This is a genomic window from Hoyosella sp. YIM 151337 (assembly GCF_026041215.1).
GTDB lineage: Bacteria > Actinomycetota > Actinomycetes > Mycobacteriales > Mycobacteriaceae > Hoyosella.
This window is the reverse complement of sequence record NZ_JAPEIQ010000022.1, coordinates 74,249-98,820: the sequence shown is the minus strand read 5'-3', so window position 1 is coordinate 98,820 and position 24,572 is coordinate 74,249. Positions and strand designations below refer to the sequence as shown.

Sequence of the window (24,572 nt, the reverse complement as noted above, 5' to 3'; positions counted from 1 at the left end):
GTGACATAGCGAACACAAGGAACACGAAAACAGACGCGAAGGGTGCATTCATGCCAGTGCCGTCCCGGGAAGACCTGGCCGGAATCGTGGCGCCATACGTGGAGCGGCGCGGGTTCGATCTTGAAGAGGTGCGAGTCGCTCCGGCTGGGAAGCGAAGCCTGATCGCGGTGGTTGTGGACGCGGACCCGGCGCCGGATATTGATGCGCTTGCGACTCTCAGCCACGAGCTCTCCGAAGTGCTGGACTCGGCGAACACGTTCGGCCAGGCCCCGTACGTTCTGGAGGTGACGTCGCCGGGCGTCGATCGGCCGCTGACCGCACCGCGCCACTGGCGGCGTGCCAGGGGCCGGAAGGTGTTGATGACAGTCGGCGGCGAGGCGATGCGCGGACGTGTCGGTGCTCTCATTCCTGACGCTGATCCGCACGCCGTTGAGGTTGTTGTGCCTGGTAAACCCGGCCCGGAAGTCAAGCAGATCCCGCTGGCGGACATTGCGAAAGCCGTGGTGCAGGTAGAGTTCTCGGAGCCAGATCCCAGGGAAGTCGCTCTCGCGCGCGGGACGCGGGACGCAGGCGGGGCTGGCGGCGGACATAAGGAGCAGTACAAGTGAACATTGATATCTCGGCTCTGCGCGCGATCGAGGACGACAAGGGCATCCCTGTTGACACAGTGATCGAGGCAATCCAGTCGGCGCTGCTGACGGCCTATCGGCACACTGCAGGGCACCAGCCGCACGCGCGCATCGACATCGACCGAAAAACCGGTGTCGTCACTGTGGTCGCATGCGAATTTGACGACGATGGCAACCTGGTCGCCGAGTGGGATGACACTCCAGAGGGTTTCGGGCGGATCGCGGCGACCACGGCTCGCCAGGTCATCTTGCAGCGCTTGCGGGACGCTGAAAATGACCGTACCTACGGCGAGGTTGCCACGCATGAGGGCGAAATTGTGGGCGGTGTTGTGCAGCGCGACGCGCGCGCTAACGCACGCGGTCTCGTGGTGGTGCGAATCGGAAGCGAAGTGAGCACCACCGAAGGGGTGATTCCCTCTGCCGAGCAGGTGCCGGGCGAAAGCTACGAGCACGGCGACCGCCTCAAGTGCTATGTGGTGGGGGTTTCGCGGACGCCGCGGGGCACGCAAATCACGCTGTCTCGCACCCATCCCAACCTGGTACGCAAGCTTTTCGCTCTTGAGGTGCCGGAGATCGCGGACGGTTCGGTGGAGATAGTGGCGGTGGCTCGGGAGGCCGGTCACCGGTCGAAGATCGCAGTTCGCTCCCATGTTTCGGGGCTCAATGCGAAGGGGGCGTGTATTGGGCCGATGGGACAGCGCGTCCGCAACGTGATGAGTGAGCTTGCGGGTGAGAAGATCGACATCATTGATTACGACGAGGACCCGGCCAAGTTTGTGGCGAATGCGCTGTCGCCGTCGCGCGTGGTATCGGTGTCAATCGTCGATCTTGCGGCTCGCGCGGCCCGGGTAGTCGTTCCGGACTTTCAGCTTTCGCTCGCTATTGGCAAGGAAGGCCAGAACGCGCGACTCGCGGCACGGCTTACCGGGTGGCGAATCGATATTCGCAGCGACGCGAGCGATTCCTCGACCTCAGCGGGGGCGCAGCGGTAACCGGGACGCGGCACGCCATCGCAGTTCAGAGTTTCCCTGGCGCGCCGCGACCAGGCCAGTTAACGCCAGGTGTGAATTCGCGGTAGAGTGTTTGGTGGTTCAACGTGAGTTTCCGCTCGATTTCCAAATCGAATCCGCAGCCGGCTGCGCCGGTCCGGACTTGTGTGGGGTGTCGGCGCCGAGCGTTAGCCGCTGATCTGCTAAGGGTCGTGGCGCAGCAGAGCGATTCGTCGCGCATCACTCTCCTTCCCGATCCGCGCCGGCGGATGCCGGGCCGGGGTGCGTGGCTGCACCGTGATCCAGCCTGTTTGGCTCAAGCAGAGAAACGGCGAGCGTTCGCGAGGGCACTGCGGGTGTCGGGTGAGGTAGATGCGAGTGCGGTAGCTAGCATCGTCTCGGCTGGTGGCGATAAGGCACGAGCGGGAATGCCCACGGGGTGCGCATGAGTTAGGCTGTCTGGGCTATCAGTGCAGCCGGGCTGTCGCGCGAAACCACTGTAAGCATGACCTGCGAGAAGGGTAGGCACGAGCACTTATGAGCAGACCATGAAGTACCCGCGATGAGCATCCATCCGCGATAACCCGAGGTCGTGCGGGCCTGACGCCGCTCGACCTCACTAGTGAGGAGAGCAGTGCCAGGCAAGATCCGCGTGCACGAGCTTGCAAAAGAGCTCAGCACATCAGGACGAACGGTCACAAGCAAAGAACTTCTGGCCAAACTTAAAGAGCAAGGCGAATTCGTCAAGTCCGCGTCGTCAACCGTCGAAGCCCCAGTAGCGCGCCGGTTGCGTGAAGCGTACTCAACGGGCGGTGCCGCGAAAGACAGCGGCGCACCATCTGCTGCGCCAAGCCGCGCTGCAAAGCCGGCTGCGCCGTCTGCCCGGCCTGGGCCACGGCCCGGCGACGCGCCCAGCGCTCCCGCAGCGCCACCCTCGCCCCGGCCGGCCGCGCCGCGACCTGCCCCGGAGGCGGCAGAAACAGCCAAGCCCGCAGCAGATCGACCCGCACCGAAGCCGGGAGCTCCCCGGCCAGCTCAGCGCCGTCCGGCAGCACCGGGCCCCGTCGCGCCAGCCGCGAGCGCTGATGCCGGTACCCCAGCCGCTCCCGCAGCTGACGCGCCGCGTCCAGCAGCGCCGAAGCCTGGCGGTCAGCGGTCGCCCCGCGTCGGCAACAATCCATTCAGTGCACCAAGTGAGGCACCAGCTCCGCGTCCGGCACCCCGGCCTGGCCGGCCTGCGCCAGGCACTGAGCGCCCAGGTGGCGGTGCTCACGGTGCCCCTCGGCCCGCGCCCGGACAGGGCGGCCCACGGCCCACGCCCGGCCAGATGCCGCCGCGTCCAGGTTCCCGTCCTGCGCCCGGCGGTCCCCGCCAGGGCGGTGGCGCCGGAACTGGCCGTGCACCGGCCGGACAGGGCGGACCGCGTCCGTCGCCCGGCCAGATGTCTTCACGCCCAAGCCCAGGATCGATGCCACCCCGCCCGACGCCGGGCCAGATGCCTTCCCGTGCGCCGCGCCCCGGTGGCGGGCCGGGCGGCGGGGCCCGTCCCGGACGTCCGGGCGGCGGCAGTGGCGGTGGCGGTGGCCGCGGCGGTTTCCGTGGCGGCGGCGCACCAGCTGGAGCACCGGGTGGTGCACCCGGTGGTGCTCCAGGCGGCGCTCCCGGTGGTGGCTTCCGGGGACGCCCCGGCGGTGGTGGCCGCGGTCGCGGCGGCGCTGCTGGCGCGTTCGGGCGTCCAGGCGGAGCTCCCCGTAAGGGCCGTAAGTCGAAGCGCCAGAAGCGCCAAGAATACGATTCGATGCAGGCCCCTTCGGTTGGCGGTGTTCGCCTGCCGCGCGGCGGCGGCGAGACCATTCGCCTGGCGCGTGGCGCATCGCTCGCCGACTTCGCCGAGAAGATCGACGCGAACCCGTCAGCACTGGTTCAGGCGCTCTTCCACCTCGGTGAGATGGTGACTGCCACGCAGTCAGTGAGCGACGAGATCCTCGAGCTGCTCGGCAGCGAAATGAACTACAACGTTCAGGTCGTCAGCCCGGAAGACGAGGACCGTGAACTCCTCGAGTCGTTCGACCTCTCCTACGGCGAGGACGAAGGCGAGGAGGAAGACCTCGAGCAGCGTCCACCGGTGGTCACCGTCATGGGTCACGTCGACCACGGTAAGACGCGGTTGCTGGACACGATTCGCAAGACGAACGTCCGGGAGGGCGAGGCCGGCGGCATCACCCAGCACATCGGTGCGTATCAGGTGCCGACCGAGCTCGAGGGTGTTGAACGACTCATCACCTTCATCGATACCCCTGGTCACGAAGCGTTTACCGCGATGCGTGCCCGTGGTGCGAAGGCGACCGACATCGCGATTCTGGTCGTCGCTGCGGACGATGGCGTGATGCCCCAGACTGTCGAGGCCATTAACCACGCGCAAGCAGCGGACGTGCCGATTGTCGTGGCAGTCAACAAGATTGACGTCGAAGGTGCCAATCCGGACAAGATTCGTCAGCAGCTGACCGAATACAATCTGGTGGCTGAGGAGTACGGCGGCGAGACGATGTTCGTTGAGATCTCTGCGAAGCAGGGCATCAACATCGAATCGTTGCTTGAGGCCGTCCTGTTGACCGCGGACGCGACGCTGGACCTCCGCGCGAATCCCGACATGCCTGCGCAGGGTGTCGCTATCGAGGCACACCTCGACCGGGGCCGCGGCCCCGTGGCAACTGTGCTCATTCAGCGCGGTACCCTCCGCGTCGGCGACTCGATCGTCGCTGGGGACGCGTATGGCCGTGTGCGCCGGATGCTCGATGAGAACGGGCACGATGTCGATGAGGCACTGCCGTCGCGGCCCGTCCAGGTCATCGGGTTCACCTCGGTGCCTGGTGCTGGTGACAACTTGCTGGTTGTTGACGAAGACCGGATCGCACGTCAGATCGCGGACCGGCGCAACGCGCGTAAACGCAATGCGCTCGCAGCGAAGACCCGCAAGCGGATCAGCCTGGAAGATCTCGACTCGGCTCTGAAAGAGACCCACCAGCTCAACCTCATCCTCAAGGGCGACAACTCGGGAACAGTGGAGGCGCTGGAAGAGGCGCTGCTGGGCATCGATGTCGGTGACGAAGTCGAACTGCGGGTGATTGACCGTGGTGTCGGTGGTGTGACCGAAACGAACGTGAACCTCGCTTCGGCGTCGAACGCGATCATCATCGGGTTCAACGTTCGCGCGGAAGGCAAAGCGACCGAACTCGCCAACCGCGAAGGCGTGGAGATCCGGTACTACTCGGTTATCTACCAGGCGATCGACGAGATCGAGAAGGCCCTCAAGGGCATGCTCAAGCCGGTCTACGAGGAAGTCGAGCTCGGCCGCGCAGAGATCCGGGCGATCTTCAAGTCCTCGAAGGTTGGTCTCATCGCGGGCTGTATGGTCCAGTCGGGCATCGTGCGCCGCAATGCCAAGGCGCGTTTGCTGCGTGACAACGCGGTGGTTACCGAGTCGATGACCGTCCAGACGCTGCGCCGGGAGAAGGACGATGTCACTGAAGTCCGTGAGGGCTTCGAGTGCGGTCTTACCGTTTCCTACGCGGACATCAAAGTCGACGATGTCATCGAGGTCTACGAGATGCGGGAGAAGCCGCGCGATTGATGCACACCGTTGAGGGGGCGCCGCTGGCGCCCCCTCTCGCACCTCACGGAGAGTGTGATAGGGGACATATGTACGTCGGTGCATTGGAGATCGATGTGCTTTTCGGCGACATCCGATCCCTCAAAGAGAAGCGCTCTTACGTCAAACCCATTGTCGCCGAGCTGAAGAAGTTTGGCGTAGCGGTGAGCGAGGTCGGCGATGCCGACCGGCTGCGCCGTGCGCTGTTCGGGGTCGCTGCGGTGAGCGGCGAAATCGGCCATGTACACGAAGTGCTGAACCGTTGCGAGCGTCACGTTGCAGGCAAACCCGAACTTGAACTGTTGTCGGTCCGTCGTCGTATCCTCGGACCGGAGGACTGAACCACATCTCGCGCCGATGCTCACCAGCAGTGGCGCGTCAGGTCCCGATGAAGCAAGGAAGGATGGACGCCATGGCTGACCCAGCCCGTGCGCGCCGTCTCGCGAAGCGGATTATGGCCATCGTCGCCACCGCTATCGAGCACGAAGTCAAAGATCCACGTTTAGAGTTCGTCACCATCACTGATGCGCGAGTGACGAACGATTTGCGCGAGGCGACGGTGTACTACACGGTGCGCGGTCCGCGTATCGACGCTGAACCTGACCTTGAAGGCGCAGCAATAGCGCTTGAGCGAGCACGCGGGCAGCTCCGGACCCGAGTAGGTGCGGGAACGGGTGTGCGCTTCACCCCGTCTCTCGCCTTCGAACTCGACTCGATCCCGGATGCCGCGCGGCACATGGAGGACCTGCTCGCGAAGGCGCGTGCCGCGGACGCGGAACTCGCCCGCGTCCGGGAGAACGCCACTTACGCCGGCGATCCCGATCCCTACAAGACGCTTGAAGACGGCTCCGGGGATGACGAAGCAGAAGAGTATGGTGACGACTCACCAGGCGATGGCGCCGGTGGAGAACGGCAGGCTTAAGTGGCAGAGGCGGCGGTCGGAAGCCATGCCCAGTGCATAACGGACGGGCAGGAGGAACTGGAACACGTCGCCGCACTGCTTCGCAGTGCGGAATCGGCGACGGTTCTGTGCCATGTTTTCCCGGATGCTGACACATTGGGCAGTGGCCTCGCGGTGGCAATAGCGCTCTCGAGATGGGGCGTTCCTGTCCAGGTTTCGTTTGCTGAACCGCTGACGCTTCCCGATGTGTTCGCGGGACTGCCGCACTCCAGCATGATCGTCTCGCCGGATGAGGTAGCCGCGGACACGGACATCGTGATCGCCGTGGATTGCGGCAGTGCGGACAGGCTTGGCGCCCTCGCCGACCGGCTGGCCGCTGCTCGCGCGTCGATCGTTATCGACCACCATCGTTCGAACACACGCTTCGGCACCGTCAACTACATTGACCCGTCGGCGGATTCGACCAGCATGCTCATCGCCAGGCTTTATGACTGTCTCGGCGAAACCATCGACGAAGATGTCGCGCATTGCCTGTACGCGGGCCTCGTCACCGACACGGGCTCGTTCCGCTGGTGCGGGCCCGCTGCGCATCTGCTCGCCGCGCGGCTGATCGGCACCGGCATAAACGCGCCCGTAATCACGCGGGACCTTCTCGATACGCATCCATTCGGCCGGCTAGCGATGCTTTCGGCAGTCCTGGGGGACGCACAGTTGCTGCCTGACGCCGCTGGCGGTCAGGGCCTTGTGTACACGACTGTCCGCGTCGAGGACATGGACGGCCTCCCTGAAGATGAGCGTGAGACTGTCGTCGACATTGTGCGAACCACCGGGGAGGCCGAGGTGGCCGCGGTGCTGAAACAGCTGGGGCCTGGCCGCTGGTCGGTTTCGCTGCGGTCAAAGCAATCTGTCGACGTCGCTCGCGTCGCGAAAGCGCTCGGTGGTGGCGGCCATGCCCGGTCCGCCGGTTTCACTGCCGACGACTCCGCCGATGCGATCGTCGCCGCTATCGTCCGTGAACTCGGATAGCGCCGCGCTGGAGGCATCGCCGCGCGCGGTGATGCGACTCGCGCTCCCGGCCCTTCCAGTACTCGCTGCTGAACCGTTGTACCTTTTGTACGACTTCGCGGTGGTTGGCAGACTTGGTGGGCTGGCGCTCGCGGGGCTCGCAGTCGGAGGACTCATCCTGGCCCAGGTGACCACACAGCTCACCTTTCTCACGTACGGAACGACGGCGCGGGCAGCGCGCCATCACGGAGCGGGGGACCGGCCGGCAGCAGTCAGGGAAGGTATTCAAGCGACGTGGCTTGCGATTGTGGCGGGCACTGTTGTTGTCGCGCTCACGTACCTGCTCGCGCGTCCCGTCCTCGGCGTGCTCACCGGTGACTCTGATATCGCTGCGGCCGCTGCCTCGTGGCTGTACATCGCGATATTCGGCGCACCCCTCATTCTGATCGCGATGGCGGGCAACGGCTGGCTCCGCGGCATCCACGACACTATGCGTCCGCTGCGTTTCGTTCTTGCAGGTCTCGTCACATCCGCTGTTTTGTGCCCCGCACTCGTGTACGGCCTTGCGGGTTTCCCCGAATTGGGCTTACCAGGCTCGGCGCTCGCGAACGTGATCGGACAATCCGTGACGGCGATGTTCTTCGTCGCAGCGCTGGCCAGTGAACGCCGCCGGGCGCCAGCGGCGACCTCAGTTCGGCCGGATGCTCGCGTGATTCGCGCCCAGGCCGTACTCGGCAGGGATCTCATTCTGCGCAGCCTTGCTTTCCAGGCATGCTTCCTCTCCGCGGCCGCGGTCGCTGCCCGCTTCGGTGCTGCGGCAGTCGGTGCTCATCAGGCTGTCCTGCATCTGTGGAACCTGGTTGCCCTGACGCTCGACTCACTTGCGATCGCCGCTCAAGCCATTATCGGCGCACTGCTGGGGTCTGGGCTGCGCGCCGCCGCGACAGCAGGCGCGTGGCGCATCATGCGCTGGTCGATCGGTTTCGCGGTGGCGCTCGCAGCACTGTTCGCGGGTGGCGCGGCGGTGATACCGGGGATCCTCACCACTGACGTTGCCGTACTGGGGCACATGCGTGAAATCTGGTGGTTCTTTGTGCTGATGATTCCGATTGCAGGTGTTGTGTTTGCCCTTGATGGTGTGCTGCTCGGCTCCGGTGATGCCGCGTTTCTGCGGACCGCAACGCTGCTCGCTGCACTGGTCGGCTTTCTGCCGCTGATCTGGCTCTCCCTGCTGGCTGGCTGGGGACTGCCGGGAATCTGGTCGGGGCTCGCCGCGTTCATAGTGCTGCGCGCGGGTGCGGTCGTCTGGCGGACACGGTCGGCGAAGTGGGCGCTTGTGGGTGCGGAGCGCCGCGCCGCATGATCGCGCCACCAGCGCGTGGCGCAAGCAAACAGTGTGTGGCCGGACGAGGCCGGTTAGGGTCACCCCAGGCTCGGGGCAGTCATCGAGAGGAGGGCAGCTGGTGGCGAAGGTCTTCGCGGTGAGCGACATCCATGTCGGCCATCGCGGTAACACGCATGTGCTGGACGAGATCAGGCCGGAAACCAGTGCGGACTGGATTATCGTCGCCGGGGACGTCGCAGAGCGCACCGACGACATCCGGCAAGCGCTAGCTACGATCCGGAAGCGCTTCGCTCACGTGATTTGGGTGCCCGGCAACCACGAACTGTGGACGACCGCCCGTGACCCAAGCCAGCTGAAAGGCGTTGCCCGATACAACTATCTGGTGCGCATGTGTCGCGAACTCGGCGTCCTCACCCCGGAAGACCCTTTTCCAGTGTGGGAAGGCGACGGTGGACCGATCACCATCGCCCCTATGTTCCTGCTCTACGACTACACGTGGCGCCCCGAAGGAACGTTCACCCGCAGCGCTGCGCTCAGCGTCGCCCGAGACCGGGGCGTCATGGCGACCGACGAGTTCCTCCTAAGCCCGGAACCGTACCTGACGCGTGACGCGTGGTGCGCGGCACGCGTCGCGTACACGCAGCGCCGGCTCGACGACATCCCCCGGGATATGCCGACGGTGCTCGTCAACCACTGGCCACTGCTGCGTGCTGCCACCCGCCTGCTGATGTACCCAGAGTTCGCGCTCTGGTGCGGGACCGACCTCACCGCGGACTGGCACATACGGTACAACGCTGCGTGCGTGGTATACGGGCACCTGCATATTCCGCGCCGGACGTTCTACGATGGTGTTCGCTTCGAGGAGGTTTCTGTGGGTTATCCACCGGAGTGGAAGCGACGCGGCATGCCGAAACCGCTTCTCCGCCAGATTCTGCCAGCACCGCAGAACCCGCCTCCGCCCTTGATGCTGCCCGCGACTTTCCGGCGTGAGGAGACCCTGTGATCGACCAGATCGTTGCCGCTCCACTTGTCACTGCTGAGGCGTTCACCGATCATGACAGCGCGTTCATCCCCGAATCAGAGCGGGCCGCAGTGGCTCGAGCGGTGCCGACCCGTCAGAGAGAGTTTTTCACCGTTCGTCACCTCGCGCGGCGAGCGATGGTGCAGCTGGGGGTACCGGGCGCGGCTCGGGTCCCGATTCTGAAGGGGGATCGCGGAGCCCCAGTGTGGCCGGGCGGCGTTATCGGCAGCTTGACGCATTGCAGCGGATATCGCGGTGCGGTCGTCGGGTACACCTCGGAGGTCCGTTCCGCGGGTATCGATGCGGAACCGCACAGCGAGTTGCCCTCCGGTGTGCTGCCGAGCGTCAGTCTTGCGGAGGAACGGAACTGGCTTGCCTCCGCTGTGCGTGAGTACGGGCCGGGTCTGCACTTAGACAAGCTGCTTTTCTGCGCGAAAGAGACCACCTACAAAGCGTGGTTCCCCATTACGAAGCGCTGGCTCGGCTTCGAGGACGCGCACATTACGTTCGGTGTCAGTGACGCACAGACCGGCTGTGCTTCAGGTGACTTCACCGCGACCATCCTTATCGACGGGGCCGCTATCTCCGGCACACCCGTCACGCAACTGCATGGCAAGTGGCTGATTAGTGAGGGACTCGTTCTCGCGTCGATTGTGGTTCCGCGTGAGTGAGGACACGGACGCCCTGGGCGGTCTGGTGGTCGTCGACAAGCCCGGCGGTGTGACGAGCCATGACGTTGTTGGCCGATGCCGGCGCATATTCCGCACCCGGCGGATAGGTCATGCCGGAACCCTCGATCCAATGGCTACGGGCGTGCTCGTCCTCGGCGTCAACCGTGCGACGAAGATGCTGGGTTTGCTCAGTCTCACAACGAAGGCCTATGCGGCGACCATCCGGCTGGGCGCGTCGACCACGACCGACGATGCTGAGGGTGACATCACCGCGACGTCGGACGCGTCGCAAGTCGGTGCACGGGAGTACGCTCCGGCACTGGAGGCACTGACGGGGACGATCAGCCAGGTGCCATCGTCGGTGAGCGCGATCAAGGTGGCGGGCAAACGCGCCTACGAAATCGTGCGTTCCGGCGCCGAGGTGCAGCTCGCTGCCCGCGAAGTGACGGTCAGTTCGTTCACCGTCGAGGGCGAACGGCGCGAAGGCCAGTTTCTGGACCTCGATGTGTCGGTGGAATGCTCAAGTGGGACATATGTCCGCGCGCTCGCGCGTGATCTCGGATCGGCGCTGGGGACAGGCGGACATCTGACGCGACTGCGCCGCACCCGCGTGGGGGAGTTGACGCTCGCGGACGCGGTGACGCTAGAGAGTCTCGCTGAGGCTGCGCATCTCAGTCTCTCGCTCGATGAGGCTGCCGCACGGCTGTTCCCGGTTCGCAACGTGACGGGGCCGGAAGCAGCAATCCTCACCAACGGCCGATGGCTCGAACCTGTGGGTTTGACGGGACCGTATGCCGCGATCGACCCCGACGGGCGCGCGATAGCACTGCTTGAGGAGAAAGGGCGCCGGGCAAGTCCCGTTTTCGTGATCCGTCCCGCCGGGTTGCTGTGACTAGGAGGCGGTCGCCTCACGGGTTGTGGTGTCGTGGTGTGGTGCAGTGAGCCAGATCGCGTCGGTTGCGATGCTCCCCAGTTCAAGCGTCGAACTTGCCTGATTGACGCGAACAGCGACTGTGCCCGCGTAGTCCCGGCGCTCGACGATTTCGATGAAGCTGTCCAGACTGATGCCTACCGAATCGAAGTAACGGAGCATCTGCGGATCGTCGTCCGAGATGCGTGCGACTCTGCCGCCTTCCCCGTTTTGGTACATGCTGAGCGGGCGCGCGTCCGGAGCGAGCAGTGCGCCGTCAGCGGTCGGAATCGGATCGCCGTGCGGATCGCGCTCCGGGTGCCCCAGCTTGGCGTCCATGCGTGAAACGAGCCGTTCCGAAACCGCGTGTTCGAGCACCTCGGCCTCGTCGTGGACCTCATCCCAGCTGTAGCCGAGTTCCCGCACCAAATACGTTTCGATCAGCCGGTGGCGGCGAACCATGGAGAGCGCAACCGCTTTGCCCTTCTCGGTCAGCGCAATTGACCCGTATCGGGCGTGGTCGACGAGCCCCTGTTCGGCGAGTTTCTTGATCGCTTCGGACACGGTGGATGCGGAGACACCGATTTTTTCCGCAAGCATCTTGGTACTGACACGTTCATCCGACCATTCGCAGAATGACCAGATTGTCTTCAAATAGTCCTGTGCCACGGGAGTCAGTGAGGGCAGGGCACTGGAGATCGCATGGCCGGGCGAGCCCGATCTGGCGATTCGCGTTCTGTCTTGGGGCACGCCTTCGAGCTTAGGCAATCCAACTCTGTACGTCATGCGTGCCGCCAGGGTGTTGACCTAGCTGCTGCCAGTCGACCGGTGTTCCGGAATGCGGCATTCGAAACGCTGTGCTGAGTGCAGCTACTGTGGTCATGGGCACAGTGAGGACAGGATTCACGGATGGCACACACGAACACGCCGGTACACCTAGGCAACGACGTTTATCTCATTGACACGCTGATGGCGGGACTTCCGGGCATCAACGCGGCTTACGCGATCCTGAGTGAGGCGCCCTGCCTGGTGGAAACGGGAACCAGCCTCACCGCCGATACGGTGCGCGACGGGCTAGCAGCGCTCGGTGTTGGCCGTGCTGATCTTGCGGCAATTGTTGTCACGCACATTCATCTCGACCATGCGGGTGCGGTGGGCCATCTGGCTGAGCAGTTCCCGAACGCCCAGATCTGGGTGCACGAGCGCGGGGCACGGCACCTTGCGGACCCCAGCAGGCTGATGGTGGGGGCGCAGCACGTGTACGGCGACGTGCTTGCGCGGGTCTTCGGATTTATGCGCCCGGCCGATCACACCCGTGTCCATGTGCTCGGAGACGGTGAGAAGGTGGATCTTGGCGGTGGTCGGTATCTCACGGGGCACCACACGCCTGGCCATGCGAAGCATCACCTCGGCTTGCAGGATTCGCTGACCGGTGACGTGTTCGCCGGCGACGCGGCGGGAATCTACATTCCCGAGATCGACCTGCTGAAGCCGGCCACTCCGCCATCGGATTTCGATCTCGACAGCGCGCTGGAGTCGCTCCGCCTGCTCGTTTCGCTCCGTCCGCAGCGGCTTCTGTACACGCATTTCGGTCCGGCTGACGGTGTGGCGGACAAGCTCGCTGTCGCCGCAGAGGAGCTGCAGATTTGGGTGGAGGTCGCGCGCCGTGCGCACGCCGAGCAGCAGAGCGTCGACCACGCGGTGGCGATGGTGATGGAGGCGACCAGGCAGCGGTACGCGCGGCTCCACGCCGCACCGAGTGTCGAGGAGAAGTTTGACCGCCTGTTGCCGCCCGCTATGAACGTCGAGGGTATATATCAATGGCTCGATAAAGCCGAGCGCGGTTAGGGCCCGGCCAGCCACTCAACAATTCTGCCCCTCGACCAGCAGCGGCCCACCGCCTCGGCGCTGAAGTCCGAGTTCTCGGCGAATGCTACGCCGATGATGCTATGCCCAGAAGCGCGACGGTCACCGAGCGTTGGCACTGTGGGCGCGACTCCAACACCTTCCGCCGATACCCACGCCACCGGCCGGTCGCGGGCCGCGTCGCGGAGTTGGTGCACAAAACGCAGGCGGCTTTCGTGCGGCAGTTGAGAGAGCGACCAGGTGGTGAGCACGACGGGCAAGGCACCCGCTGGCACGTGGGCGAAAGCGCTGGCGAGCACGCTGACAGGGTCGCCCCGGAGGTGCTCCGCGTGCGCCGCTGCCGCAAGCGTTCGCATCGCTTCGAGCTGAGCCGCCCGCTCCGGCTGATCCGGTGGGATGCAGGCTCGCAACCATCGGGCATCGTCCGCATCGGTCACGTCAATCGGATCAGGCACAATGCCGATCCGGACGGTGACCGCAGGCGCGGATCGCGCGGGTACCGGGTGCGCGCCCTTAATCGATGATCGGACCTTTAGCGGTGATGCTGGGTCTCCCAGTGATAGCACGCCACTGTAGGTAATTTCGGCGAGATCTGCAGTGAGATTGACGCCGGCGGAGCACCCGGCGTCGATCAAGCCTATCGAGTCGGCACCCGCCCACTGTGCTGCAGCGGTGATAGCCGGATACAGCACGGCACAGTGCTCGAACGCAATTGTTTGCATGCGCCTGCGCGCGGCGATGGCGGCGACTGAGTCGCCCATGTGCAGCAGCGTGGCGATCGCCGCGGCCGCGGCGGCTTCGCTGTCCGCGTTGGCGTAGGCTTCGGCCAGCGCGGGCGCATGACCTGCGAGAGCAAGGTCATGCAGTGCGGCGAGTATCAGAGCGGGCTGCCGCCTGCGGGCTGGTGCTGCTTCGATGGCCCGCAGCGCCGCACTGGATTCGCTGAATGCAATGCTGACGTGCTCGTAGAGCGGCGACGCCGCGGCGCCAGTCTGAGCGAAGTACCGGTACTGCTGAGATGGAGTTCTGCCCCTGCTCATGGGTGCGGCTGCCTCTCGAGACCGGCTTCGGCGTCGCTTTGATTTTAGGTGGTGTGCTGGCTGCTGCTGGGTACTGCAGCGGTGTTGTCGCGGTGTGGTGCGGCGTTGCGGTGCTGGAACAGGCCTGTCACAAGGCCCTGGCTCGGGCTGAACAGGTAGGCGAGCGCGAAGGCGGCGGATTGCGCAAGCACGATCATGCCGCCTGTCGATGCGTCGTAGTAGTACGACGCGTAAATGCCGATGACTGAACAGGTGACCGCTATTGACGGTGCGAGCACGAGCATCCGGGAAAACCGGTCGGTCAGCAAGTACGCCGTCGCGCCGGGGGTGATTAGCAGCGCGACCACCAGGATGACACCAACCGCCTGCAGGGCGACGACGATGGTCACAGCGAGTAGCGCAAGCAGCAGCGCGCCAAGTCGGCTCGCTGAGATACCTATGGCCTGAGCGTGGGTCTTGTCGAATGCGTACAGCGTCAGGTCTCGGCGTTTTGCGATGAGAACCAACACGGTCACCGCACCGAGGATCACGACCTGCCACAGATCGGCGGACGGAATGCCGAGGAGATTCCCGAACAAAATGTGCATGAGGTCGACTTGCGCGGGATTGCGGGAGATCAGCACGAGACCTAGCGCGAAAAGCGCCGTGAAAACGATGCCCATCGCGGCGTCTTCCTTGACCCGGCTGGTGTTGCGGATCGTGCCGATCAGTGCGACCGCACCCATGGCGAAGACCAGTGCGCCGATTGCGAACGGCACGCCGAAGAGGTACGCGAGCGCGACCCCCGGGAGGACCGCATGTGATATCGCGTCACCCATCAGCGACCAGCCGATGAGTACCAACCAGCAGCTGAGCAGCGCGCACACCACCGAGGCGACAGTCGCGACGATGATGGCGCGGCGCATGAATTCGAAGTTCAGCGGGTCGAGGATGAGGTCGAGCACGCTCATGGCAGACCCACAACGGAGAGAGACGGCTTCTGCGGGCGTGCTAGGGGGGCGGGCGCCGAACCGAAAGCCAGCGCAAGGTTCTCAGGCTCGAGCACGTCGGCAGGCGTGCCTTCGAGCAGCACCGTCCTGTTGATCAGCGCGGCCGCGTCGCACAGCTGGGGCAGGGAGTTGAGATCGTGTGTGGAAACGAGGACGGTGTTCCCCTCACGCGCGAGGTCGCGAAGCAATGCGGAAATGGTCGCTTCACTGTTCTTGTCGACCCCGGTGAAGGGTTCGTCGAGCAGGATGATGGAAGCCTGCTGCGCGAGCGCGCGTGCGAGAAAGACGCGCTTGCGCTGCCCACCAGAGAGCTGACCAATCTGCCTGTCAGCGAATTCGGCCATGCCAACTTGGGCAAGCGCCTTGTCAACGAGAGTCCGGTCCCTGCGGCGCGGTATGCGAAGCCAGTTCATTGCGCCGTATCTGCCCATGGTGACGACGTCACGGACACTCAGCGGAAATGACCAGTCAACGTCTTCGCTCTGCGGAACATAACTGATCACACTGCGCCGCCGTGCCGTGGCCGCGGAGCCGCCATCGATGCAAATGGACCCGCTGCGTGGGCGCAGCATGCCCATAATGGCTTTGAAGAGCGTTGATTTGCCCGATCCGTTGGTGCCGATCAGCCCATATACCTGACCCCAGGGCACTATGAGTGACGCTGACTGCAGAGCGATCAGTGAGCGGTAGGCGACCGTAAGGTCACGGACCTCGATGGCAGGAGGCCGGTCGGTGTGTGCAGTCATCCCGTCAGTCCTTCCACGATGACGTCAGCGGTGTGACGCAGCAGATCCAGATAGGTCGGTACGGGTCCGTCCGCGTCAGACAGCGAGTCCACGTACAAGACGCCGGCGAACTGTGCACCTGTCTCGCGCGCAACCTGGCGTTGTGCACGGTCCGAGACAGTCGACTCGCAGAACAGTGCGGGGACGTTGTGTTCGCGGACGAATGCCACGAGGTCAGCGACCTGCCGTGGAGTGCCTTCTTGCTCCTGGTTCACTGCCCAGAGATACCCCTCGCGGAGTCCGGTATCACGCGTCAGGTAGGAAAATGCTCCCTCGCAGGTGGCGAGCACGCGCTGGCCTTCTGGCAACTGTGCGAGCGCGGTGGTCAGTTCGTCACCGATCGCGGCGATTTCCTGCTTGTACGCCTCCGCGTTGCTGAGATACTCGCCGCTGTTGGCAGGGTCCAGGTCGGCGAACGCGGCTGCAATGTTGTCGACATAAACCTGCGCCTCGACCGGGGACATCCAGGCGTGCGGGTTAGCGCGACCAGTGTATTCACCGCCGCGGATAGCGATCGGCTCGATTCCTTCGGAGACGACCGCGTGCGGGGCGTTGATTGTGGTAACGAACCGTTCGAACCAGCTCTCCAGCCCGAGACCGTTGTCGAGGATAAGCGCGGCGCCTTCGGCGGTGCGCAGGTCGGACGGGGTTGGTTCGTATCCATGGATCTCCGCACCAGGCTTGGTGATCGACTCGACGCGCAGATGGTCGCCAGCGACGTTCTGGGCCATGTCAGCTAGCACCGTGAAGGTCGTGAGCACGAGAGGGCGATCGTCTTCACTTCCCGAGGCGGTGGGGGAACTGCAGGCGGTGAGCGCTACTGCCAGAGCGATAAGCACGCTCAAAACTCCTGGTTTCCATACACGAAGAGAAGAGTTCGCCATACCGAAACTTATACTCCTCGATCCGGACAATGTCCAGCACTAGGGTGCTTTTTCGCAACTCTTGCCGAGCGTGGCGTGACGCCGGATTGTGCGAGCTGCGGACCGCGTGTGCTTGTGAGCCGCTGCCGTCGTAGGCTTTTCACCGTGCAGCAGAAGTGGTCTTCGGATGCTCAGGGTGGACAGCGCTGGCGGGGCTTGGCCTCTATCCCCGCGGACTGGGGGCGATGCGTGCTCACCATCGGCGTATTCGATGGAGTGCACCGGGGGCACGCCAGGCTCATCACCAAAGCCGTGCAGGAGGCGAAGCGTCTCGGCGTGCCCAGCGTCCTGATGACGTTCGACCCGCACCCCTCGGAAGTGGTGCGCCCCGGCTCACATCCCGCTCAGCTATCGACTCTCACGCGCCGCGCTGAACTCGTCGAGGAACTCGGCATCGATGTTTTTTGTGTGATGCCTTTTACGGTCGAGCTATCGCGACTCTCCCCGGAAGCATTCGTGCACGAGGTTCTGGTGGAGCGTTTGCACGTCGCCGAAGTTGTCGTCGGCGACAACTTCACCTTCGGCAGGAAGGCGGCCGGCACAGTCGAAACCCTAGAGGCGCTGGGCCACAGATTCGGGTTCAACGTGCATGGCGTGGGACTGCTCACCGAGCACGACGTCACCTACTCCTCGACCTATATCCGTGCTTGCGTAGACGCAGGTGACATGGATGCGGCAACCGAGGCGCTCGGCCGCCCGCACCGAATTGAGGGCGTCGTCGTTCGGGGTGATGGACGCGGCAAAACACTTGGTTTTCCCACGGCCAACGTCGCCCCGCCGATGTACACTGCGATACCCGCTGACGGCGTGTATGCAGGCTGGTTCACTGTTGTCGGGCCAGGCGCGGTAAGCGGCTCGATCGCGCCGGGCGAGCGCGGCATGGCTGCTATCTCGGTGGGTACCAACCCCACCTTCTCTGGCACCGCCAGGACAGTCGAGGCATATGCGCTCGGTGTCGACGCCGATCTCTACGGGCAGCATGTCGCTGTAGATTTCGTCAAGCGACTCCGGGGCATGCGCCGGTTCGGCTCAGTCGAGGAACTTATTCAGGCAATGAATAACGACGTAGCCGAAACAGAATCCGTGCTCAGGACTGTCTGACGCGCATCTTCATCTCTGCGAGGAAGCCGTCGCGGAGCGCGATCCGCGCCTCCTCAGGGACGAACTCAACGTCCATCGCGGCGCAGGCCAGGTGGAGCATATCTGAATCAACTCGTTGCGGGACTTGCGGCGTTCCGGCAAGGAACTGGATGATTCGGGCGCGCTGCTCTTTCGATGACGCGTCCCACCAGCGCTGCGCGTACCGTTCGCCGATCCGGCGTGCCTCACCCTGCGTATCGACCACGAGTTGAGCACCCACCCGGCTCAGCACCGACAGCGGAATGAGATCCGTCTCTTTAACGGCGCGTTTGCGGGGAATGAAGCGTGGCATTGCCACCGGTGACGGGATAGGGCTCGAAACAGCTTCCGCTTCGGCATCGGCCGGTGCCTGGCCCGGCGGCGAGGCGGGTGCTGTGTGATGCGCCGCGGAGTTTGCTTCTTCCGGCTGCACCTCCGGTGCTGGTTCGGCGGATTCCACGGTCTCATCAGGCCGTTCCGTGGCAGCTGCTGCGTGGTGCACGGCGCGAGTGGCGTTCGGGGCCGGGGTGTGCTCGGCATGATCACCCGGGGGGTGCTCGCTTACCGAGAAGTCGATCGCTGCGCCTTCCGCGGGACGCCCGCGGTACTGCAGGTCCAGGAAGATCTGTGGGTCGAGCGCGAGGACGTGGTCGGCGGCGCCTTTGAGTCTTCGCGACACAGTGTCGCCGCCATCGAGGTACCACAGTCCGGTCCGTACCCCTTCTGTACCTGCCGCTTCGAGGGCAGGTATGAGGTCCGCATCTCCGGCGAAGAGGATCACCTCTGCCGCGGCACCTTTGAGGGCCGCGGTCACAATGTCGGCGACGAGTCGCGTATCAACGCCTTTCTGCCGCGGCAAGCCGTCTACGAAATACAGTGTCCCCGTGCGCAGACATGCGCCAGGCGTGTCCCGGATGAGCTGGTGGTGCATGATGGGTGTGCCGTTGTCCGGCTCCGCGTCGTACCACATTTGGCGAAGGACACGAACTTCCGGGTGGTGGCGCTGAGCAAGCTCACCGATCAGCCTGATCAGCGCGACCTGGTCGATGCCGAGTTGCTGCCGGTTGGCTTTTCCGGTCAATTCCTGCAGCGTAAGCCACAGGTATCCCGCATCGATGTACATGATGGCGTTGGCTGGGCGGAACGCAGGCATCAGGTGGTTCACCCTCACTGTCAGTGCTGACGATTACTGATTCGCACTCCATCATCCACGGCCATCCCGCCGCTGGTGCGCGACTATTAGAATCGCTTCGAAACCACCCGGGGTCGCTGTGAGTCAGCCCGGTGCAGCAACCAGCTGCCCAGCGCGGCGCTCACTGCACCTGCGAGCGTAAGAACCACGAGCGGCACGGCGGCGGCGAGGCTTAGTGTCTTCCGCGGGGGGAATGACCGCGCAGGTAATTGCCCGAATCGGTCCGCCGCTCATGTCTGTTATGCTAATGCGCTGGTGCGGCTGCGGTTCGCGGTGGCTGCACCAATGCGGTGCATGAGCACCGCAAAATGATCATCACGCGGACGTGACCCAGGAGATTTTCCGTGGCACTGGATACCCAGACCAAAAAGGACGTTCTCAAGGAGTATGGCCTCCACGAGACGGACACCGGATCGCCCGAAGCGCAGGTCGCTCTGCTGACCACGCGCATCATCGGCCTTACGGAGCACCTCAAGCAGCACAAGCATGATCACCACTCGCGTCGCGGTCTGCTTCTGCTCGTCGGCCGTCGCCGTCGTCTGCTGAAGTACCTTCAGCAGGTCGACATTCAGCGCTATCGTTCGCTGATCGAGCGCCTTGGCCTGCGCCGCTGATCTGGTTTCTGTCGCGACGACGGAATCTGATGGGCCCGGTCACTTGCCCTACGGGGCTGTGACCGGGCCCATTGCGGTTACTGCCAGCACCACGCTGGCGATCTTGCCCGACAGTGCCGGTACTGACTGGTACTCTGCGGGTGGTTCACTGCCAGCAGTGAACGACGCTCTGCCTGGCGGAGTTACCTCCACACGTCGGTCCTCGGTAGTGGCCGCCGGATGACGATCATCCGGCTGCTTCGATCGATGGCCGCGGTAGCGGAGGTGAGCTGCACGACCTTCGTGCGCAGCACACATTGCTGTGCTCTCTTGTCTGGCTGAGGCGGATGAGCGCGCCGTACCGCGTATGGCTGCGCCAGGCCGGCGCCCTGCTGGGCGCGAAAGACAAATCGAGAGTGAGAAACACTGAATGACTGAACAAAACGATCACGAACCGCGCATTTTCGAGAGCTCGGTTGTGCTCGATAACGGCAGTTTCGGCAAGCGCACGATCCGGTTCGAGACCGGTCACCTCGCGCGCCAGGCCGCCGGTGCCGTGGTCGCGTACCTCGACGAAGAAACGATGGTGCTCTCCGCAACAACCTCGTCGAAGCAGCCGAAGGAGCACTTTGACTTCTTCCCGCTGACAGTTGATGTCGAGGAGCGTATGTACGCTGCGGGCCGCATCCCGGGATCGTTCTTCCGGCGCGAAGGCCGGCCGTCCACCGACGCCATCCTCACCTGCCGGCTGATTGACCGGCCACTGCGCCCCTCCTTCGTGGACGGGCTCCGCAATGAGGTGCAGGTCGTCGTCACCGTAATGAGCTTGGACCCAGACCACCTTTACGACGTGGTCGCAATCAATGGTGCGTCGGCATCGACGCAGCTTGCTGGGCTACCGTTCTCAGGTCCGGTGGGCGCAGTGCGGGTCGCGCTTATCGAAGGGCAGTGGGTGGCCTTCCCAACTGTCAAGCAGCTCGAAGATGCAGTCTTCGACATGGTGGTGGCGGGCCGCATCGTGTCGGGAAGCGGCGAGAACGCTGACGTCGCGATCATGATGGTGGAAGCAGAGGCCACCGAGAATGTCATTGCGCTGATTGATGGTGGTGCACAGGCTCCCACTGAAGAGATCGTGGCGGAGGGTCTTGAGGCGGCGAAGCCGTCTATCGCGAAACTGTGTGAGGCGCAGCAGGCGCTCGCACGCGGTGCTGCGAAGGCCACCGGTGACTTCCCGCTGTACCCGCCGTACGAGCCCGACGTTTTCGAAGCAGTCGACAAGATCGCTGGGACGCCACTCGCTGACGCGCTGAGCATTGCGGGCAAGCAGGAGCGCGAGAACCGGCTCGACGAAATCAAGGGCGAAGTTCTCGAGCAGCTTGCTCCCACTTTCGAGGGTCGCGAGAAGGAAATCGGGGCCGCTTTCCGTTCGCTGACCAAGCAGCAGGTTCGCCGCCGGATCATCTCAGACCACTTCCGTATCGACGGTCGCGGCATCACAGATATCCGCTCGCTGGCCGCGGAGGTCGCGGTGGTCCCGCGTGCGCATGGCAGCGCGCTGTTCGAGCGCGGGGAAACTCAAATTCTTGGTGTCACCACGCTTGACATGGTCAAGATGGCGCAGCAAGTCGACTCGCTCGGGCCCGAGACGTCCAAGCGGTACATGCATCACTACAACTTCCCGCCTTACTCCACCGGCGAAACCGGCCGCGTGGGTACGCCGAAGCGCCGCGAGATCGGTCACGGTGCGCTCGCAGAGCGTGCTCTCGTTCCGGTCTTGCCCACTGTCGAAGAGTTCCCTTATGCGATCCGTCAGGTATCGGAAGCGCTCGGGTCCAATGGTTCGACATCAATGGGTTCGGTCTGTGCGTCGACACTGTCGATGCTCAACGCCGGTGTTCCGCTGAAGGCTCCCGTCGCGGGCATCGCAATGGGCCTCGTGTCCGAAGAGGTCGACGGCGAGATGAAGTACGTCGCGCTGACCGACATCCTCGGGGCAGAGGACGCGTTCGGTGACATGGACTTCAAGGTGGCCGGGACGAAGGACTTCGTTACCGCGCTGCAGCTCGACACCAAACTTGATGGCATCCCGTCGAAGGTTCTCGCGGGCGCGCTGAGCCAGGCCCGTGACGCGCGACTGACAATTCTCGACGTGATGGCTGAGGCGATCGACCGTCCCGATGAGATGAGTCCATATGCGCCGCGGATTACGACCATCAAGGTGCCGGTCGACAAGATCGGTGAGGTGATCGGACCCAAGGGCAAGGTCATCAACCAGATCACCGAGGAAACTGGCGCCTCCATCTCCATCGAGGACGACGGCACGATCTTCATCGGCGCCACCGATGGGCCGTCCGCGCAGGCCGCGATTGACCGCATCAATGAAATCGCGAACCCGCAGCAGCCGCAGATAGGCGACAGATTCCTCGGCACCGTGGTCAAGACCACCGCCTTCGGCGCTTTCGTATCGCTTCTGCCAGGTCGCGATGGCCTCGTCCACATCTCGAAGCTCGGCGGGGGCAAACGCATCGCTAAAGTGGAGGACGTGGTGAACGTCGGCACGAAGCTGCGTGTCGAGATCACCGACATCGACAACCGCGGCAAGATCAGTCTGGTACCCGTCGACGATGAGTCCGACGCTCAGGCTGGAGAGACGGCAGAATCCACCACTGATGGTCAGAGTGAATCAGGTGGCAGCGAATCCGGTACTTCCGAGTAGCGGAACGCCACTGAATAACAGTTCCCGGGGTACCAGTTTCCGGGGTAACGATTATCGGGTGCAGGCGGCACAGGACTCAGGAGAGGGTCCTGGCCACCTGCTTTTCCCGGACGGGGAGCCCGGGCCGGTCGAGCGATCCGTCCTTCCCGGCGGGTTGCGCGTTGTATCCCAGTACCTGCCAGGGGTCCGCTCCGCATCGGTAGGGCTCTGGATCGGCGTAGGCTCCCGTGACGAGCATCCAGGCCACGCCGGCGCGGCGCATTTTCTCGAACACTTACTGTTCAAAGCGACGCCGACACGTTCCGCGCTCGATATCGCGGAGTCGATGGACGCAGTTGGCGGCGAGTTCAACGCGTTCACCGCGCGTGAGCACACCTGCTTCTATGCGCACGTCCTTGACGACGACTTGCCGCTCGCTCTTGACCTCGTCTCGGACGTCGTGCTGCGGGGGCGCTGCCGTGGTGACGATGTCGAAATCGAGCGCAGCGTCGTGCTCGAAGAAATCGCGATGCGTGACGACGATCCGGAGGATCTGCTGGGGGATGCGTTTCTGCACGCCCTTTACGCGGGTCATCCGATCGGGCGGCCTATCATCGGCTCGCCAGAGTCTGTGGAGGCGATGACGCGTCGACAACTGCACAGCTTCCACATCCGGCGCTACCGCCCCGAGCGAATGGTTGTCGCGGCCGCGGGTAACATTCGTCACGCGGAGGTGGTGGGGCTCGTCGGTAAATTCTTTGGTGACGCGCTCGCGGATGGGCAGCAGCCGGTGCAGCGCAGAGAAGGTCATCTCGAGCTGCGGCGGGCACCGAGGGTGGCCTTCCTCGACCGTGACAGCGAACAGGCGCACGTCTCGCTCGGGGTTCGGGCTTATGGACGACACGATCCGCGCCGCTGGGCGCTGTCAGTGCTCAACACCGCAATCGGCGGCGGCATGAGTTCTAGGCTGTTCCAGGAGATACGGGAAAAACGGGGCCTCGCATACTCTGTCTATTCAGGGGTCGACACATTCGCTGACACTGGAGCGTTCTCCGTGTATGCAGGGTGCCAGCCGGAATGCCTCAGCGACGTAATCACGCTCGTGGGAGAGGTGCTTGGCGATGTTGCCGAGCGCGGGATCAGCGAAGCTGAGTGCCGGCGCGCCCAGGGCAACCTGCGCGGGCAACTGGTGCTCGGGCTGGAAGACTCGTCGTCCCGGATGCACCGGATCGGCCGCAGCGAGCTGAGCTACGGCAATCACTTGTCGGTCACCGATACGGTCGACAGAATCGTCCGCGTGACTCCGAGTGACGTGGCCGCGGTGGCGAATGATCTGCTGCGGCGGCCGTTCGGTGCGGCAGTGGTCGGCCCATACGGCGCTGTGGGGGAGTTGCCGCCGCAGCTGAAAAAGCTATGCCGAAACGCCCGCGTACGCTAGGCGTGTTGAGTTCGACGAGTGAGGAGCGCGATGACTAACGCGGGTGCGATCCGGGTCGGTGTCTTGGGTGCCAAAGGAAAAGTGGGCAAGGCCATCTGTGACGCAGTGGAGACCGCTACAGACCTGGCACTTGCCGCACGGGTCGATCGTGACGATTCGCTGGCCGACCTCACAGCCAGCAAAGCCGACGTTGTCGTCGATTTCACCCATCCGGATGTGGTCATGGGAAATCTCGAGTTTCTGATCGAGAATGGCATCCACGCGGTCGTCGGGACCACCGGCTTCGACGAGGCACGGCTGGCCCAAGTCCGCGAGTGGCTATCGCAGAAGCCTGACGTGGGCGTTCTCATCGCGCCCAACTTCGCGATTGGTGCTGTGCTGTGCATGAAGTTTGCGGAGCAGGCCGCGCGGTTCTTCGACTCCGTCGAGATCGTGGAGCTGCACCATCCCAACAAAGCAGACGCTCCGTCGGGTACCGCAGCCCGGACCGCGGAGCTTGTCGGGGCGGCGCGCGACCGGGCAGGTTGCGCACCCATGCCTGATGCGACATCTACCGCGCTGTACGGCGCGCGCGGAGCATCGGTGGCGGGTGTGCATGTGCATTCTGTTCGCCTCGCCGGATTGGTTGCGCACCAGGAGGTCCTGCTCGGGACGCAGGGCGAGACACTGACGATCCGGCACGACTCGATCGACCGATCGTCGTTCGCGCCTGGAGTGTTGCTCGGCGTTCGCGGGATCGCTCAGCGCCCGGGCCTGACTATCGGTATCGACCCCCTGATGGACCTGTGAAAACTAAACTCGCGATCGTATTC

Annotated in this window: 24 protein-coding genes; 17 read left to right on the top strand and 7 right to left on the bottom strand. The window is 64.1% G+C overall.

Annotated elements, in window-relative coordinates; all coding sequences use genetic code 11:
- Window positions 1-50: 50 nt before the first annotated feature.
- The 11 genes from rimP to truB all read left to right on the top strand — a co-directional run bounded on the left by rimP (window position 51) and on the right by truB (window position 11,102).
- A complete protein-coding gene (rimP, locus tag ONR57_RS11360) occupies window positions 51-608 on the top strand; it encodes a ribosome maturation factor RimP (RefSeq protein ID WP_265123481.1) in 558 nt (185 codons plus the stop codon).
- Window positions 605-1,621, top strand: a complete 1,017-nt coding sequence (nusA, locus tag ONR57_RS11355; protein ID WP_265123478.1) for a transcription termination factor NusA — start codon at window positions 605-607, stop codon at window positions 1,619-1,621. The genes rimP and nusA overlap by 4 nt, the downstream gene beginning before the upstream one ends.
- 104 nt (window positions 1,622-1,725) lie before the next feature.
- Entirely contained in the window at window positions 1,726-2,067 is a 342-nt protein-coding gene (locus tag ONR57_RS11350) for a YlxR family protein (RefSeq protein ID WP_308198682.1), read from the top strand.
- Window positions 2,068-2,252: 185 nt separating this feature from the next.
- A complete protein-coding gene (gene infB / locus ONR57_RS11345; protein ID WP_265123476.1) occupies window positions 2,253-5,249 on the top strand; it encodes a translation initiation factor IF-2 in 2,997 nt (998 codons plus the stop codon).
- Window positions 5,250-5,317: 68 nt separating this feature from the next.
- Complete coding sequence (locus ONR57_RS11340; RefSeq protein ID WP_265123475.1) at window positions 5,318-5,608, top strand: DUF503 domain-containing protein; 291 nt, start codon at window positions 5,318-5,320, stop codon at window positions 5,606-5,608.
- A gap of 71 nt (window positions 5,609-5,679) precedes the next feature.
- Complete coding sequence (gene rbfA / locus ONR57_RS11335) at window positions 5,680-6,189, top strand: 30S ribosome-binding factor RbfA (RefSeq protein ID WP_265123474.1); 510 nt, start codon at window positions 5,680-5,682, stop codon at window positions 6,187-6,189.
- Window positions 6,190-7,194 (top strand): bifunctional oligoribonuclease/PAP phosphatase NrnA, encoded by a 1,005-nt coding sequence (locus ONR57_RS11330; RefSeq protein ID WP_308198681.1) that lies wholly within the window; start codon window positions 6,190-6,192, stop codon window positions 7,192-7,194.
- Window positions 7,157-8,536: an MATE family efflux transporter gene (locus ONR57_RS11325; RefSeq protein WP_374116434.1), complete on the top strand. Its 1,380-nt coding sequence runs from the start codon at window positions 7,157-7,159 to the stop codon at window positions 8,534-8,536. The genes ONR57_RS11330 and ONR57_RS11325 overlap by 38 nt, the downstream gene beginning before the upstream one ends.
- Before the next feature lie 97 nt (window positions 8,537-8,633).
- A complete protein-coding gene (locus tag ONR57_RS11320; RefSeq protein WP_265123624.1) occupies window positions 8,634-9,521 on the top strand; it encodes a metallophosphoesterase in 888 nt (295 codons plus the stop codon).
- Complete coding sequence (locus ONR57_RS11315) at window positions 9,518-10,210, top strand: 4'-phosphopantetheinyl transferase superfamily protein (protein ID WP_265123473.1); 693 nt, start codon at window positions 9,518-9,520, stop codon at window positions 10,208-10,210. Before ONR57_RS11320 ends, ONR57_RS11315 begins: the two co-directional genes overlap by 4 nt.
- Window positions 10,203-11,102: a tRNA pseudouridine(55) synthase TruB gene (gene truB, locus ONR57_RS11310; RefSeq protein ID WP_265123472.1), complete on the top strand. Its 900-nt coding sequence runs from the start codon at window positions 10,203-10,205 to the stop codon at window positions 11,100-11,102. The genes ONR57_RS11315 and truB overlap by 8 nt, the downstream gene beginning before the upstream one ends.
- On the opposite strand, the gene ONR57_RS11305 is transcribed toward truB, so the two are convergent.
- A complete protein-coding gene (locus ONR57_RS11305) occupies window positions 11,103-11,906 on the bottom strand; it encodes a metal-dependent transcriptional regulator (RefSeq protein WP_265123471.1) in 804 nt (267 codons plus the stop codon).
- 123 nt (window positions 11,907-12,029) lie between these two features.
- Between ONR57_RS11305 and ONR57_RS11300 the strand changes: the two genes are divergently transcribed.
- Window positions 12,030-12,968 (top strand): MBL fold metallo-hydrolase, encoded by a 939-nt coding sequence (locus ONR57_RS11300; RefSeq protein WP_265123470.1) that lies wholly within the window; start codon window positions 12,030-12,032, stop codon window positions 12,966-12,968.
- Here ONR57_RS11300 and ONR57_RS11295 read toward each other — a convergent pair.
- Genes ONR57_RS11295 through ONR57_RS11280 form a run of 4 tightly spaced genes read right to left on the bottom strand, consistent with a single transcriptional unit; the run spans window position 12,965 to window position 16,684 of the window.
- Complete coding sequence (locus ONR57_RS11295) at window positions 12,965-14,026, bottom strand: DUF2332 domain-containing protein (protein WP_265123469.1); 1,062 nt, start codon at window positions 14,024-14,026, stop codon at window positions 12,965-12,967. The genes ONR57_RS11300 and ONR57_RS11295 overlap by 4 nt on opposite strands.
- 44 nt (window positions 14,027-14,070) lie before the next feature.
- Window positions 14,071-14,976, bottom strand: a complete 906-nt coding sequence (locus ONR57_RS11290; protein ID WP_265123468.1) for a metal ABC transporter permease — start codon at window positions 14,974-14,976, stop codon at window positions 14,071-14,073.
- Window positions 14,973-15,761: a metal ABC transporter ATP-binding protein gene (locus ONR57_RS11285; protein WP_265123467.1), complete on the bottom strand. Its 789-nt coding sequence runs from the start codon at window positions 15,759-15,761 to the stop codon at window positions 14,973-14,975. The genes ONR57_RS11290 and ONR57_RS11285 overlap by 4 nt, the downstream gene beginning before the upstream one ends.
- Entirely contained in the window at window positions 15,758-16,684 is a 927-nt protein-coding gene (locus tag ONR57_RS11280; RefSeq protein WP_265123466.1) for a metal ABC transporter substrate-binding protein, read from the bottom strand. The genes ONR57_RS11285 and ONR57_RS11280 overlap by 4 nt, the downstream gene beginning before the upstream one ends.
- A 144-nt stretch (window positions 16,685-16,828) precedes the next feature.
- Here ONR57_RS11280 and ONR57_RS11275 point away from each other — a divergent pair, with 144 nt between their 5' ends.
- Window positions 16,829-17,824: a bifunctional riboflavin kinase/FAD synthetase gene (locus ONR57_RS11275; protein ID WP_265123465.1), complete on the top strand. Its 996-nt coding sequence runs from the start codon at window positions 16,829-16,831 to the stop codon at window positions 17,822-17,824.
- On the opposite strand, the gene ONR57_RS11270 is transcribed toward ONR57_RS11275, so the two are convergent.
- Window positions 17,811-18,995 carry an NYN domain-containing protein gene (locus ONR57_RS11270; protein ID WP_265123464.1) on the bottom strand — a complete coding sequence of 395 codons (1,185 nt, stop codon included), beginning with the start codon at window positions 18,993-18,995 and terminating at the stop codon, window positions 17,811-17,813. The genes ONR57_RS11275 and ONR57_RS11270 overlap by 14 nt on opposite strands.
- Window positions 18,996-19,378: 383 nt before the next feature.
- Between ONR57_RS11270 and rpsO the strand changes: the two genes are divergently transcribed.
- Window positions 19,379-19,648 (top strand): 30S ribosomal protein S15, encoded by a 270-nt coding sequence (rpsO, locus tag ONR57_RS11265; protein WP_265123463.1) that lies wholly within the window; start codon window positions 19,379-19,381, stop codon window positions 19,646-19,648.
- A 48-nt stretch (window positions 19,649-19,696) separates the two neighbouring features.
- On the opposite strand, the gene ONR57_RS11260 is transcribed toward rpsO, so the two are convergent.
- Window positions 19,697-19,840 (bottom strand): hypothetical protein, encoded by a 144-nt coding sequence (locus ONR57_RS11260; RefSeq protein WP_265123462.1) that lies wholly within the window; start codon window positions 19,838-19,840, stop codon window positions 19,697-19,699.
- 217 nt (window positions 19,841-20,057) lie between these two features.
- Here ONR57_RS11260 and ONR57_RS11255 point away from each other — a divergent pair, with 217 nt between their 5' ends.
- The 3 genes from ONR57_RS11255 (at window position 20,058) to dapB (ending at window position 24,549) form a co-directional block, all read left to right on the top strand.
- The gene (locus ONR57_RS11255) at window positions 20,058-22,343 is read left to right on the top strand and encodes a polyribonucleotide nucleotidyltransferase (protein ID WP_265123461.1); all 2,286 of its coding nucleotides are present in this window, start codon (window positions 20,058-20,060) and stop codon (window positions 22,341-22,343) included.
- Between the two features lie 97 nt (window positions 22,344-22,440).
- Window positions 22,441-23,760: a pitrilysin family protein gene (locus ONR57_RS11250; RefSeq protein WP_265123622.1), complete on the top strand. Its 1,320-nt coding sequence runs from the start codon at window positions 22,441-22,443 to the stop codon at window positions 23,758-23,760.
- Window positions 23,761-23,790: 30 nt separating this feature from the next.
- Entirely contained in the window at window positions 23,791-24,549 is a 759-nt protein-coding gene (dapB, locus tag ONR57_RS11245; RefSeq protein ID WP_265123460.1) for a 4-hydroxy-tetrahydrodipicolinate reductase, read from the top strand.
- Window positions 24,550-24,572: the final 23 nt, after the last annotated feature.